This window comes from Allochromatium tepidum, from assembly GCF_018409545.1.
GTDB lineage: Bacteria > Pseudomonadota > Gammaproteobacteria > Chromatiales > Chromatiaceae > Thermochromatium > Thermochromatium tepidum_A.
The window spans coordinates 981,989-996,046 of record NZ_AP024563.1 but is presented as its reverse complement, the minus strand read 5'-3'; the positions used below and the strand labels follow the sequence as shown (position 1 = coordinate 996,046).

General features: G+C 64.2%; 12 protein-coding genes and 2 pseudogenes. 11 read left to right on the top strand and 3 right to left on the bottom strand.

The genetic code is table 11. From position 1 onward, the window contains the following. Position 1: 1 nt before the first annotated feature. From pglZ to pyrC, 6 genes and pseudogenes are all read left to right on the top strand, one after another. Positions 2-2,017, top strand: a complete 2,016-nt coding sequence (gene pglZ, locus Atep_RS04605; protein ID WP_213380486.1) for a BREX-3 system phosphatase PglZ — start codon at positions 2-4, stop codon at positions 2,015-2,017. Beyond that, the gene (locus Atep_RS04600) at positions 2,014-2,751 is read left to right on the top strand and encodes a hypothetical protein (RefSeq protein WP_213380485.1); all 738 of its coding nucleotides are present in this window, start codon (positions 2,014-2,016) and stop codon (positions 2,749-2,751) included. The genes pglZ and Atep_RS04600 overlap by 4 nt, the downstream gene beginning before the upstream one ends. A 471-nt stretch (positions 2,752-3,222) precedes the next feature. Then, positions 3,223-3,564, top strand: a pseudogene (locus tag Atep_RS16990) (hypothetical protein); the annotation flags it as partial. A gap of 3 nt (positions 3,565-3,567) precedes the next feature. Further along, positions 3,568-3,699: pseudogene (locus Atep_RS16500) on the top strand (IS607 family transposase); the annotation flags it as partial. Continuing rightward, positions 3,696-5,084, top strand: coding sequence for an RNA-guided endonuclease TnpB family protein (locus Atep_RS04590; RefSeq protein ID WP_213380483.1), 1,389 nt, complete (start codon positions 3,696-3,698; stop codon positions 5,082-5,084). The pseudogene Atep_RS16500 and the gene Atep_RS04590, both read left to right, overlap by 4 nt. A 140-nt stretch (positions 5,085-5,224) precedes the next feature. Beyond that, positions 5,225-6,265, top strand: coding sequence for a dihydroorotase (gene pyrC / locus Atep_RS04585; protein WP_213380482.1), 1,041 nt, complete (start codon positions 5,225-5,227; stop codon positions 6,263-6,265). A gap of 70 nt (positions 6,266-6,335) precedes the next feature. Here pyrC and Atep_RS04580 read toward each other — a convergent pair whose 3' ends face one another. Further along, complete coding sequence (locus Atep_RS04580) at positions 6,336-7,031, bottom strand: MlaA family lipoprotein (protein ID WP_236786488.1); 696 nt, start codon at positions 7,029-7,031, stop codon at positions 6,336-6,338. Positions 7,032-7,206: 175 nt separating this feature from the next. On the opposite strand from Atep_RS04580, the gene rnt reads away from it, so the two are divergent. Continuing rightward, a complete protein-coding gene (rnt, locus tag Atep_RS04575) occupies positions 7,207-7,887 on the top strand; it encodes a ribonuclease T (protein WP_213380481.1) in 681 nt (226 codons plus the stop codon). A gap of 4 nt (positions 7,888-7,891) precedes the next feature. On the opposite strand, the gene grxD is transcribed toward rnt, so the two are convergent. Together grxD and Atep_RS04565 are read right to left on the bottom strand one after the other, a co-directional pair. After that, a complete protein-coding gene (grxD, locus tag Atep_RS04570) occupies positions 7,892-8,227 on the bottom strand; it encodes a Grx4 family monothiol glutaredoxin (protein WP_213380480.1) in 336 nt (111 codons plus the stop codon). 90 nt (positions 8,228-8,317) lie between these two features. Further along, positions 8,318-10,093 (bottom strand): N-acetylglutaminylglutamine amidotransferase, encoded by a 1,776-nt coding sequence (locus tag Atep_RS04565; protein ID WP_213380479.1) that lies wholly within the window; start codon positions 10,091-10,093, stop codon positions 8,318-8,320. Between the two features lie 212 nt (positions 10,094-10,305). On the opposite strand from Atep_RS04565, the gene Atep_RS04560 reads away from it, so the two are divergent. The 4 genes from Atep_RS04560 (at position 10,306) to Atep_RS04545 (ending at position 14,056) form a co-directional block, all read left to right on the top strand. Then, entirely contained in the window at positions 10,306-10,887 is a 582-nt protein-coding gene (locus Atep_RS04560; RefSeq protein ID WP_213380478.1) for a superoxide dismutase, read from the top strand. Between the two features lie 148 nt (positions 10,888-11,035). Next, positions 11,036-12,214 carry an aspartate aminotransferase family protein gene (locus Atep_RS04555; RefSeq protein ID WP_213380477.1) on the top strand — a complete coding sequence of 393 codons (1,179 nt, stop codon included), beginning with the start codon at positions 11,036-11,038 and terminating at the stop codon, positions 12,212-12,214. A gap of 27 nt (positions 12,215-12,241) precedes the next feature. Then, on the top strand, positions 12,242-13,162 hold the full coding sequence (gene argF, locus Atep_RS04550) for an ornithine carbamoyltransferase (protein WP_213380476.1): 921 nt from the start codon (positions 12,242-12,244) through the stop codon (positions 13,160-13,162). A gap of 114 nt (positions 13,163-13,276) precedes the next feature. Further along, positions 13,277-14,056 carry a Uma2 family endonuclease gene (locus Atep_RS04545; RefSeq protein WP_213380475.1) on the top strand — a complete coding sequence of 260 codons (780 nt, stop codon included), beginning with the start codon at positions 13,277-13,279 and terminating at the stop codon, positions 14,054-14,056. Positions 14,057-14,058: the final 2 nt, after the last annotated feature.

Genomic DNA, 14,058 nt, shown 5'->3' with positions numbered 1-14,058 from the left:
CATGAGCCTTTGGACGGATCGCATCCTGAGCCACTTCACGGCCGACCTCACCCGGCTGTGGGTGGCGTGCGACCCTGATGACGTGTTGCTCGACGAAAAGCTGTTGTCCGAACTGCGCGGTCGCGGCTTCGAGCTGATGCTGTACGAAGACCCGTTCGCCTTCCGCGCGGAATATGAGGAACGCTATCGCGCCGCCTGGGATCGGGGTGAGCCGGGGCCTGCGCCATCGTTGGTTCTGCATCTTCGCAGCGCCGACGCGAATGCGTTGCCGTGGGACATCGTGCATCACGGGCGTGTGGTCCGGCTCAGTCTTGCCGATCTGTTCCCCAAGCTGGCTTACAGTGCAGTGCGGCAAGTCGAGCCGGAGCATCTTGCCGGACTGTTTCATGCCCACCAGACGGAATTGCAGAATGCACGGGGCGAGAACGAGTCCAAGGACTTCATCCTCGAACACGTCTACCAACTGGCGCCGAGGTCGATTCGCAACCCGGTGGACTTCTGGCGTGAGCTGCTGCGGCTTCACTTTGCCAACCGCTCGTTGCCGCCCCTGTTTGCCGGGCACGCGGCAGGCATCATTCAAGGCAAGGGGCTGTTCGCCGACCAACCCGTCGCCACCTGGCTGGCGTCCAAGAGCGTGCTGCTGCGCGTGGTGCAGGATGCGTGGTACCGCTACCTGAAAACGCTGGGGCTGGACGGCACGCGCACGGGCGAACCGCTACCGCCAGACTACGTCGCCAAGATCGAGATCCCGTTCGATCACTCCGATGTGCAGGTGCTGGTCGACTCCATGTTCCTCGACGGCAGCTTGCATCCGCTGGCGGTGCACAGCGTCCCGGCGGGGATGCCGAGTTGGATCAAGGCGGGGATCGTCCAGGACCCGGCGGCGTTGCAAGCCTTGGTGCTCAAAGGCATCGATGGCCTGATCGAGGCAACCCCAACGGCAGCCTCGTCACACAAGGACTGGAGCGAGTTCGCCAAGCGCTACGGCGAGATCCTGGCCCGCACGCATGGTCTGCCAGGCACGGAAGACAGCGAACACCTGCCAGTGATTCGGGAGCGCCTCAAGACTTTGCAGGCTCAGTCAGACGAGCAACTGCAGGCTTGGGTTGCAGCCAAACATTACGCTGACTTGATCCTGCAGCCGGTCACCAAAGGCCCGGTGATGGTGCACCACATACCGCGCTTCTTGCGCCATCGTCTGTCCGCAGGGGAAACCAAGGTGGCCCTGCTGGTCTTCGACGGGCTGGCCTTCGACCAGTGGGTGCAGATCCGGGAGCGCCTGATCGCCACCACCAAACGTTTCGCGTTCGACGAGGGAACCGCATTCGCATGGCTGCCGACCGTGACATCGGTATCGCGCCAGGCGCTGTTCTCCGGCCTGAAACCGCGCGAGTTCGATGACTCCATCGACCGGATGGACAAGGAGGAATCCTTGTGGAAGACGTTCTGGCAGAACGAAGGCGTCAACGCGAATGAGGTGATGTACCGACGTGCGCTGCGCCAAGTCGATCAACTGGATGTGCTTGAGGCGGACTTGAACGACCGGCGTCCGAAGGTGGTGGGCCTGGTCATCGATGAGGTGGACGATCGGCTCCACAAGGAGCGGTCCAAGAAAGACGTGGCGATGTGGATCGGCAACTGGCTGACATCCGGATTCGTCGACCGGCTGTTCTCGCTGCTGCTGGACAAGGGCTACCACGTCTATCTCACGGCGGACCACGGCAACGTGGAATCCACCGGCGTCGGCAGACCCAACCAGGGCGTCATTGCCGAGACGCGCGGTGAGCGCGTGCGGGTCTACCGAAGTGAGCCGTTGCTGGCCGGTTCCGCTGCGGCCTATCCCTCCACAGTCAGGTTGGACATCGCTGGACTACCCGCGAACTTCATGCCCCTATTCGCAGGCGGACGAACCGCCTTCGTGCCGGAGGGCGAACAGGTGGTGGTCCACGGCGGGGTGTCGGTCGAAGAGTTGATCGTGCCCTTTGTGAAAGTCAGTTATGTGATTGGTACCGAATGAATTCATCAGCCCCAAAGATAGGCTTTGATCGGTTCATTCAGCTTGATTGGGCGGCGGCGGCACTGAATGTTCGTGCAGGCGTAGCAGGACTGGATGATCTGAATGCAATGCTCGGAGCAGCCGGACTTGGCGTTGAAGCCAAGAAGAAAACACGCACCATACTGAATCGGCTGTGGCTGGAGCCACGCGCCGAATTGGTTGATTACGCCGATCGCGGCGTGGCGATTTACAAAATGCAGCCGGACATTCCCGTCTCAGCATTGTGCTGGGGTATGGCCGCAGCGACATACCCGTTCTTCGGCAAGGTGGCCGAGTTGGTGGGGCGCTTATCCGCCATCCAGGGTGATTGCGCGTCTTCTGAAGTGCATCGGCGCATGAGCGAAACCTACGGGGAGCGCGAAGGCACCCGGCGCATGACCAACATGGTCATCCAGAGCCAGGCCAGCTGGGGTATGGTAGAGCGGGTGGAAAAAGGCAAGCGCCTGATCCGGCTTGCACCAACAGAGATCAATAACGAAGAACTCACGGCATGGCTGATCGAGGCGGCTGTGCGCTATTTGCGCAAGCCTGTCGCGGTATCCGGCCTATACTCGATGCCGGTATTGTTTCCCTTTACCCTGAGTCTACCCTTGACCTACATCGCGTCCAATAATCCAAACCTTGATCTTCGAGCAGAAGGTTCAAGTCACTTATTCGTAGCGATGAAGGGACAGCCGCTTGGTTTTATTGGCTAGCGCCTGTTTGGGAGTCTGCACCTGCATACTCGACGACCGTAGAAGTTGCCTTCTGCGAATCGTTCAGTACAAGACGATTTGCCAAAAATCGGCAACCCCCGCTATAGGGCAATAATCAGCTATTTTGTTTTTTGAGGGTAAGCGTTCAGAGACCCCTTGACCGTCTGCGTTCTTCAGACCAGGATAAGCCCCTCTTCAGCGTCCGTTGAGCCCGTATCCCCAAGCGATGCACCTGAGCGAGCACAGTCTGCGCCAACTTGACGAAGCCTACCTGCGCGGTCTGGAGGAGGCGTTGCGCGGGTTGTCGGTGCGGTTGCCGGAGGATTTGAAGGAGGCGCACGAGCGGCTGAATCAAACGCCGAGCCACAGTTCGCGTCCGCCCAGGAGCCGAGCGCCGTGGGAGCGCTCGCGCGGGGAGGAGGGCGAGTCGAGTGATGAGGTTGAGGGGCGCGAGGTCGAGGAGGCGGGGGCGTGGCTGAGGGCCGTGACGGGGTGGAGACTGAAGCGTCGGCCCCGGCGGAGTCGCCGGCCCCGAAGCGCGAGGAGGGGAAGCGTCGAGCGGGCAAACAACCGGGAGCACCGGGGTTTGGACGCACGCAAGTGCTTCCGAGCCTGATCGCGGCACTGCACTTTCGCTTCCACCTCTCGCGTCGACGCACCCAAGAGTTTCTGCACGAGTGGCTGGGCGTGAGGCTGAGCGTCGGCCTGCCGGACCAGACGATTCGGGAAGCCGGCGCCGCCGTCGCCCTGCCGGAAGCGGAATTGATCGAGGCGATTGTGGCCGGTGACAGGCTGCACGCCGACGAGACCTCGTGGATGGTCGAAGACCTGATGGCGATCGTCCATACCTTTAGTTGTCGGCTGTACGGGATGCGCAAGTATAAACAGTCCATCAAGGAGGATTTTGCGGGTCTGTCGCTCCATCAGCCAAAGGATCTGTGTGAATGAACGTCACGCGCATTCTGCACGCCAAGCACCCGAACCCAGGCAAGCTCGCGGCCTTGCGCGAACAGGCGCGACGGCTCGGGCAGGTGCGCTCTGAGGTTTGGCAGCGGTTTGGGTCGATCAGTGGCGTGGGTCTGTCGGATCGCCGGATTCGCGATGCCTGGCGGCGGGACGGGCGTACCTTCCCGGTCTCGGCCAATGCCTGGAAAGAAACCCTGCGCGATGCCAAGGGCGACATCACGGCCAACCTGGAAGCGGCCAAGGTCAAGGCCCGGCGGCGCCTCCGGCGTCATACCCAGGATAAGGCCGAACAACAACGCCTGTTCGCCGCCCTCAAGGGCCGGGGCTGGACCGGCGATCCCTATCTGCGCCGGATCATGCGCCGGGAATGGAAGCGCGGACACAACCACACGCACAATCAAATCATCGTGCGCTCGGACAGCTACACGACGTTTCAGCTCGGCGGGCGTACCTGGATCAAGATCCCCGGCCTGGTCAAAGGCCAACGGATCGCCATTCCACTCAACACCACGGTCGAGCCGACCGGCACCCTGCGGATCATCCTCAAGGACGCGGGTCTCGAAGTCCACTACACGATTGAAGCCAAGGTCAAGCACGACTGTGGCGCGCGCACCCTTGGCGTCGATAAAGGCTACTCCGAGGTACTGGTCGATTCCGATGGCGACCACCATGGCCCGGAACTGGGCGCGCTCCTCACCGACGCCTCCGACAAGCTCAAAGCCAAGTACCGGCGCCGATCCAAACTGCGCGCCATCGCCAACCGCACCCGCAACCCGCGCAAGCGCGAGCACATCCGCCGCTTCAACCTCGGGCGCCGGAAGCTCGATCGGCAGCTGGACCAGACCCAAGCACGGATTCGCGACACCGTCTTTCAGGCCGTTCACACCGTCGTCGATAAAGCCGCCGTCATCGCGACTGAAGACCTCACCGCCCCCATGTCCGGCAAGTCCTTCGGCAAGAACGTCAATCGCAGGCTCGCCGCCTGGACGAAAGGCGTCATTGCCGAAGCGCTTGACAGCGTTTCCAGCCGTCGAGGTTCGACGGTCGTTCTCGTTAATCCGGCTTACACATCGCAAATGGATTCCCGAACCGGTTGTCTCGACGGCAAGCGGAAAGGGGATCGGTTTTACTGTTCCGACGGGGTTGTGTTGCAGGCTGACGAGAATGCTGCGCGAAACGTGCCGGCGAGGTTGTCGGACCCGGACATCAAGCGGTTCACGCCGTTCCAGCGGGTCAAGGCGATCTTGCCGGCACGGACTGAGCGCCTCCGGTTGGTCCTGCTCAACCCGGACTCCAGTTGCTCGCCCGCACGGGTGCTATCAACGGAGAGCGAATCACTTAAAACCACCATAAGCAACTTTGTTTAGGTTTTTAGGAACAGCCCACCATGCGCGTCTCTGGTCGTCCCACCGAGCATTCGCTCGACCATCACGGCCTCTACAACCTCGCCACCACGCGCTGCTTCGGTAGCGTCATCGTCGCCGCCGGACCCTGGGTGGACTGAGCCATGCCGCACAACGACTCGATCGAGATCATCCGCCCCGACGACTGGCATCTGCATCTGCGCGATGGTGCGGCCATGGCCGATGTGGTGGGTTTCAGTGCACGCCGATTCGCGCGCGCCATCGTCATGCCGAATCTCAAGCCGCCGGTGGTGACGACCGAACAGGCGCTCGCCTACCGTTCGCGCATCCTCGCCGCGCTTCCCGAGAACAGCGGCTTTACGCCGCTGATGACGCTCTATCTCACCGATCGCACCACCCCGGACGAGATCGCGCGCGCCAGGGACAGCGGCGTGGTGGTCGCCTGCAAGCTCTATCCGGCCGGCGCGACCACCAACTCCGAGAGCGGCGTGACCGACGTCCCCCGGCTCAAGCCGGTGCTGGAGGCGATGCGCGCGGCCGCAATGCCGCTGCTGGTGCATGGGGAGGTCACGGACGAGGCGGTCGACATCTTCGACCGCGAGCCGGTGTTCATCGAGCGGGTGCTGCGCCCGCTCATCGATCAGGTTCCCGGACTCAAGATCGTGCTGGAGCATGTGACCACCGCCGAGGCCGTGAACTTCGTGCGTTCCGGCCCCGAGACCCTGGCCGCGACCATCACGCCGCATCATCTGCTCTACAACCGCAATGCCATCCTGGCCGGCGGGATTCGTCCACACTTCTACTGCCTGCCGGTGCTCAAACGTGAGCGCCATCGGCTGGCGCTGGTCGAAGCCGCGACCAGTGGCCATCCGCGCTTCTTCCTGGGCACCGACAGTGCGCCTCATGCCGTTGGGAGCAAGGAATGCAGTTGCGGCTGCGCCGGCATCTTCAGCGCTCATGCCGCGCTGGAAGCCTATGCCGAGGTCTTCGACCGGGCCGGCGCGCTCGACCGGCTCGAAGGCTTCGCCAGCCGGCATGGACCGGATTTCTACGGCCTGCCCCGCAACCAGGAGCGCATCAGACTGATCCGCGCTTCCTGGACGCTCCCTGAGCGTTATGCGTTCGGAGACAGCCAGGTGGTTCCGATGTGCGCCGGCGAGACCATCGGCTGGCGGATCGAGTGATCCTCGGCCGACACGTGACGACGAGCCGCCGGACTGGATCTGCCGGCGAACTCGTCATGCGGGGAGTGGATCAGAACTCGACCTCGTCCCAGAAGTCGGGCTGTGAGGCGTCGCGCGGCGGATTGCCGTCGTGGACCAGGGTCTGACGGCGCTGGAGATAGGCGTCGCGGACGAAGCTGTAGAGATCGATGGAGGCCTCCTCGACGATCTCGGTCGTCGTCAGCAGATCCGCGCGCCGGTCGATCACGCGCACCCCGACCAGTCCCCAGTGCACCTGATGCTTCTTGAGATTGACCAGCGGGTCCATGACGATGTCGCCCCCCATACCGATGGCATCGCGCATGGTGCTCGGTCCGAGGAAAGGCGTGACCAGATAGGCACCCGGCTCCAGCCCCCAGTAACCGAGTGTCTGCCCGAAGTCTTCCTTGTAGCTCGGCAAGCCGACATTGGTGGCCACGTCGACGAAGCCCAGCACCCCGACGGTGGAGTTGATGAAGAGGCGCCCGACATCACTGCCGGCGCGCGACATCTTGAATTGCAGGACGTTGTTGACCGCCGAGGTGACATCGGCGAGGTTGTTGAAGAAGTTGGTGATGCCGCGATCGACCGGTTCCGGCGTCACTTTCCGATAGCCCCGGGCGACCGGCTGCACGAACGCCTTGTCGAAATCCATGTTGAAACGGAAGGTGGCCCGGTTGAAAGGCTCCAGCGGATCGCGCGGATCGACCTCGCGACCGGGCTTGGAGGCGCACCCCAGCAAGAGCATTGGCACCACCGGCCAAGCCAGTGTGCGCGCCCATGATCGTCCCATCACCATACCCATATACCCGGCGAATCTCCTCGATGAACTGGCCGAATCCTACCACAGCGCGAAGCGCCTTCGGAGATGCTCCGCGACCGAAAGCATTGGCATTCGTCGCGCCCACACTTATGCTGTGGCGATGAGAGAACAGGAACACATCCCCAACGGCATCGCGCGGCGTTTTCGCGGCTTCCTGCCCGTGGTGGTGGACGTCGAGACCGCCGGTTTCGATGCCCAGCGCCACGCCCTGCTGGAGATCGCGGCCGTCATCATCCGCCAACGGCCCGACGGTCTACTCGAACCCGCGCCGACGCTCGCCTGCCATGTGCTGCCGTTCGTCGGTTCGGAGATCGATCCGCGTGCGCTGGCCTTCAACGGCATCGATCCGCATCATCCTTTTCGCGATGCGGTCTCGGAACATGACGCGCTCGAACGCATCCTCACCCCGATCCGCAAGGTGGTGAAATCGACCGGCTGCAACCGCGCCATCCTGGTCGGGCACAATGCGCACTTCGACCTGGGATTCATCAAGGCCGCCGTCGAGCGTACCGGCTACAAGCGCAATCCCTTCCATGCCTTCAGCGTCTTCGACACCGTCACGCTCGGCGGACTGATGTTCGGCCAGACCGTGCTGGCCAAGGCGTCCAGAGCGGCGGGACTGCACTGGAAGCACAGCGAGGCGCACTCGGCGGTCTATGACGCGGAGCAGACCGCGCGGCTGTTCTGCGCGGTCGTCAATCGCTGGCGCGAGCTCGATCCCGAGCGCTACTGGGAGCGCAATACCGAGGTGGTGGCGGGATCGGACCAGGTTTCGGGTTGATCGCTCAGGCGTCGTCTGCGCGGGCCTTGGCGACGGCCTGCTCCATCATCGTCTTCAGCTCGCCGCCGGCGTGCAGTTCGAGCGTGATGTCACAGCCGCCCACCAGCTCGCCGTCGATGTAGATCTGCGGAAAGGTCGGCCAGTCGGCGAAACGCGGCAGGTGCTCGAAGATCTCGGGGTCTTGCAAGACGTTGACATAGGCGAAGGGCACCTCGCATTGCTGTAGGGCCTGCACGGCGCGCATGGAGAAGCCGCACTGCGGAAACTGCGGCGTACCCTTCATGTAGATCACGACCGGGTTGTTCTTGACCTGCTCGCCGATACGTTCCAAGACATCCATTACGGGGTTCCTCGATAGTCGTTGAATGATGCTCCGGCCCAGAATCGGGCCGAACCGGCGGATTTTCAAATCCTCCCGTCCGGCGCCGGTTCAATCGACGTGACGCTGGAGCCAGAGTTCGAGCAGGGCCGGATGCCAGAGCTTGTTGCCCTGGATGCGGGTGTGGTGCATATCGGGCGCGGCCAGGAGCTGGTCGAGATAGGCTTGGCGATAGAGACCGCGCTCGCGGCCGGCACGCGAGGTCAGGACGTCGCGCATCATGTCCAGGAACGGCCCGCGCACGTATTTGAGCGCCGGCATCGGGAAGTAGCCCTTGGGCCGGTCGATCACGGCGTCCGGCAGCAGTCCGCGGGCGAGCGCCTTGAGCGGATACTTGCCGCCCTCGCGCAGCTTGAGTTCGGGCGGACAGCGCGCGGCCAGTTCGACGAGCTGGTGGTCGAGGAAGGGGACGCGCGCCTCCAGACCCCAGGCCATAGTCATGTTGTCGACGCGCTTGACCGGATCGTCGACGATGAGGGTGGTCACGTCCAGTCGCAGCACGGCATCCATGAAGGTGTCGGCGTCCGGCTCGGCCAGACGCTCGGCGATCAGGGGCGAGGTGTGATCTTCGCCTGCGTAGTCCGCGCCGATCATGCGCAGATATTCGTCGTGATCGCGGTCGAAATAGTGCTTGGCGAAGCGCTCCAGCGGCGAGCCGCCGGTCTCGGCCATCATGCGCGGATACCAGAAATAGCCGCCGAAGACCTCGTCGGCGCCCTGCCCCGACTGCACCACCTTGATCTCGCGCGAGACCTGTTCGGAAAGCAGATAGAAGGCGACCGCGTCCTGACCGAACATCGGCTCAGCCATCGCGTCGATCGCTTCGGGTAGCCGCGTCAGCACCTGGTCGTTGGGTACCAGGAACTTGCGGTGGCGCGTACCGTAGCGCTCGACGACCAGATCCGAGTATTCGAATTCACTGCCGGCTTCCTCGGGCGTGTCCTCGAAGCCGACCGAGAAGGTACGCAGATCCGCGACACCGGCCTCGGCGAGCAGGGCCACCAGCAGACTGGAGTCCAGTCCGCCCGAGAGCAGCACCCCGACCGGGACGTCCGCGACCTCGCTGCGAATCTTGACCGCGTGGCGCAGGGCGGCGTGGATGGACTCCAGCCATTCGCCCTCGGACAGCGGCGACTCGGGACGCTGGGCCGTCAGACGCCAATAGGCGCGCTCGGTGCGGCGACCATCGGCCTCGATCAACAACCAATGTCCAGGTGCTAGCTTACGCACCCCCTGGAGGATGGTGCGCGGCGCCGGAACCACGGCATGGAGCGTGAAGAGGTTGTGCAACGCGACCGGATCGATCCGCGTATCCACGCCGCCGGCGGCCAGCAGCGCCTGAGGATTCGAGGCGAAGCGCAGCACGCGCCCCTGCTCCGACCAGTAGAGCGGCTTGATGCCGAAGCGGTCGCGCGCCAGGAACAGTGAGCGCCGATTGGCGTCCCAGACCGCGAAGGCGAACATGCCGTGCAGCCGCTCGACGCAATCGGTGCCCCAGGCGTGCCAGGCCTTGAGGATGACTTCGCTGTCACCCTCGGAGAAGAAGCGATAGCCCTTCGACTCCAGCTCGCGCCGCAGCGCACGGTAGTTGTAGATGGTGCCGTTGAAGACCAGCGCCAGCCCCAGCTCGGCGTCGACCATCGGCTGATTGGAGCGCACCGACAGATCGATGATCGCCAGCCGCCGATGCCCGAAAGCCAGCGCCCCGTCGCTGTAACTGCCGCCATGATCCGGACCGCGCCGCGTCAGCTCGGCCATCATGTGTCCGACCGCGTCCAGGTCGGCCGGCGCGCCATCGAGCCGCAGCTCGCCACAGATACCGCACATTTGAGGTCTTCTCCCGCCAAGTGATCCGATGACTATCGCCAAGAGGATAGCCGAATCGCCGACCGGGGATGGTTGTAAAAACGGCGAGTCGGCCGCATGGTGACGGTGCATTCATCATGGATGGCTGTGCTGCTGATGCCGTTCACGCGAACGGTCCGGCTCAGCCCTCCAAACCCAAGATCCCACGCTAAAACGCAGGAGACCTGACGACCATGACGCACGAACTGCCCGCCCTGCCCTATGAGAAGAACGCCCTGGAGCCGGTGATCTCGGCCGAGACCATCGAGTACCACTACGGCAAGCATCACCAGACCTATGTCACCAACCTCAACAACCTGATCAAGGACACCGAGTTCGCCGACATGAGTCTGGAGGACATCGTCCTGAAGTCCTCGGGCGGCCTCTTCAACAACGCCGCACAGGTCTGGAACCATACCTTCTACTGGAACTGTCTCAGCCCCAACGGCGGCGGCGCCCCGAGCGGTGCGCTGGCGGCGGCGATCGACGCCAAGTTCGGCTCGTTCGAGGAGTTCAAGAAGCAGTTCGCCCAGTCGGCCGCCACCAACTTCGGCTCGGGCTGGACCTGGCTGGTCAAGAACGCCGACGGCTCGATCGAGATCTTCAACACCTCCAACGCCGGCACCCCCATGACCTCGGGCAAGACCGCGCTCCTGACCGTCGACGTCTGGGAACACGCCTACTACATCGACTATCGCAACGCCCGTCCCAAGTACCTCGAAAGCATCTGGGACAAGGTGAATTGGGAGTTCGTTGCCGCCAACTACGGCGCCTGAACCACGCGAATCGAAGCATCGCTCCTTGTCAAGCATGTAAATATCGCGTTATATTCGCCCACTTCGCCTTATACACAGAGGCGGTTTCCCATGCGGGGTAACCGCCTTTTTTATTTCATTCTGAAAGCTCGATCGGGGTCTTTGCGCCATGAGCGAACCCTTGATGGCCACCTACAATCGCCTCCCCGTCACCTTCGACCGGGGCGAAGGCGTCCGGCTCTGGGACACCAACGGCAAGCGCTATCTGGATGCGTTGTCCGGAATCGCCGTCTGCGGTCTGGGACACGCCCATCCGGCCGTGCGCGATGCGCTCTGTGAACAGGCCGGGCGGCTGATCCACACCTCCAACCTCTACGGCGTCGCCGAGCAGGAACGCCTGGGTGCGCTCCTGACCGAACAGGCCGGGATGGACCGCGTCTTCTTCGCCAACTCGGGCGCGGAGGCCAACGAGGCGGCGATCAAGCTGGCACGGCTCCACGCCCATCGGCGCGGCATCGATAACCCGGCGATCCTGGTCGCCGAGAACAGCTTCCACGGCCGCACCCTGGCCACGCTCTCGGCCACCGGCAACCGCAAGGTCCAGGCCGGGTTCGAGCCGCTGGTGCAGGGCTTCGTGCGCGTGCCCTATGACGACCTGGACGCGATCGAGACGGCGGCGGCCAACCGGCCCAACATCGTCGCCATCCTGATCGAGCCGATCCAGGGCGAGGGCGGCATCCGTCTGCCGTCCGACGACTATCTGGTCCGGCTGCGCGAACTCTGCGACCGCTCGGGCTGGCTGCTGATGCTCGACGAGATCCAGACCGGCATGGGCCGCACCGGACGGCTGTTCGCCTTCCGGCACGCGGGCATCCGGCCCGATGTGGTCACGCTGGCCAAGGGGCTGGGCAACGGGATGCCGATCGGCGCCTGTCTGGCGCGCGGCGCGGCGGCCGAGGTGTTCTCGCCCGGCTCGCACGGCTCGACCTTCGGCGGCAATCCGCTCGCCTGTCGTGTCGGGCGCGCGGTGCTGGAGACCCTGATCGACGAAAACCTGACCGAGAACGCCGCAGTCCAGGGCGCCTATCTGCTCGACGCACTGCGCGCGGCGCTGGGCGAGACCCGGGGCGTCGTCGACATCCGCGGACGTGGTCTCATGGTCGGCATCGAACTCGACCGCCCGTGCGGCGCGCTCGTCGGTCAGGCGCTCGACGCCGGACTGTTGATCAACGTCACCGCCGAGCGCGTGATCCGGCTGCTGCCGCCGCTGATCATCGACCGCGCTCAGGTCGACGAACTGGTCGGCGCCCTCACCGGACTCATCCAGGGCTTTTTGGGCGACGCCTGAAGACGACCCCGTTAGAGACAGCTTCCGATGGCCACCCAACAGACAGACTGCCGGCATTTCCTCACCCTGCTCGATCTGAGCCTGGACGAGGCCCGAGCGTTGATCGCGCGCGCCACCGAACTCAAGCGGATGCGTGCCGCCGGCCAGGACTTCAAGCCGCTCGCCGGTCGCACGCTGGCGATGATCTTCGAGAAGTCTTCGACCCGCACCCGTGTATCCTTCGAGGCCGGCATGGTCCAGCTCGGCGGTCATGCGCTCTTCCTCTCGCCGCGCGACACCCAGCTCGGACGCGGTGAGCCGATCGAGGACAGCGCGCGGGTCATCTCGCGCATGGTCGATGCGGTCATGATCCGCACCTTCGAGCAGACGACGGTGGAGGTGTTCGCCGCCCACTCGCGCGTCCCTGTGATCAACGGCCTGACCGACCGCTGTCATCCCTGCCAGATGCTCGCCGATCTCCAGACCTTCCACGAGCATCGCGGCGACATCCGGGGCAAGCGCGTGGCCTGGATCGGCGACGGCAACAACATGTGCCATTCCTTCATGGAAGCGGCGCAACTGTTCGACTTCGAGCTGCGTGTGGCCTGCCCCGAAGGCTTCGATCCGGACAGCGACCTGCTGGATGCCTGCGGCGGTCGTTGCACCATCCTGCGCGATCCGCGCGAAGCCGCCGAGGGCGCGCATCTGATCGCCACCGACGTCTGGGCCAGCATGGGTCAGGAAGAGGAGAAGGAGCGGCGCAAGGCCGCGTTCGCCAGCTATCAGGTCACGGACGCCATCATGGACCAGGCCGGCGCCGACGCCATCTTCATGCACTGTCTGCCTGCCCATCGCGGCGAGGAAGTCGCGGCCTCGGTCATCGACGGCCCGCGTTCGGTGGTCTGGGACGAGGCCGAGAATCGGCTACACGCCCAGAAGGCGCTACTCGAATTCCTGATTCCGCACTGAGATCGCCTCTCCGATCCGCGCTCGAGATCCTGTCGTGACGTTGCGGCCATTGTCGCGACGGCGGCGGTTTATACTCAGGATCTCCACCTAGCGACTCGACGGAGGATCCGAGCGATGCCCAGCCAGCCACGCGCGACCACACACGGTCCCTTTCGCGTCGATCAGTTACGCGAGGGCGATCGCTATGAACTGAGCAACGGCCATCCGATCTATTGCGCGCCCGCCGGACGCGAGCATTCGGGGTGCCATCTATTGGGCGGCGAGGTGCTGGAGACCGACCCGGACGTGGAATGGGCCGGCGTCGATGCCGGCTTCACTCCAGCGAGCGGGACACTGCGCGCACCCGATATCGCCGTGGCGGCAGCAGGCGATGAGCGCGGCTGGATCCCCGGCGTGCCGCCGCTGGCGGTCGAATATGCCGGACCCGGACAGGACGAGCAGGAGCTGGAAGACAAGATCAATGAACTGCTCGACCAGGGCACCCAGCAGGTCTGGGTGGTGCGCCTGATCGGCCCAAGGCGCGTCGAGGTCCGCCGCCCCAAACAGCCGGTGCAGGTGCTCGGCCCCGGTGATGTGCTCACCGCTCCGGGCATCCTGCGCAATCCGGTACCGGTCGAAGCGCTCTATGATCGCGACGCCAGTCATCGCGTCATGCTGCGCAACCTGCTGCAACGTGCCGGCTACGAGAGCATCGAGGCGATTCGCGAGGAAGGACGGACTACCGGGATCGAACGAGGCATGGCCGACTCGATCCTCACCCTGCTGGCCGGCCGTGGCCTGAACCTCGACGAGGCCGACTGCGCACGCATTCTCGACTGCCGCGACCGGGAGCAACTCAAACGCTGGCTCCTGGCCGCTGCGCGCGTGGACGATGCCGCCCAACTGTTCGCCTGACC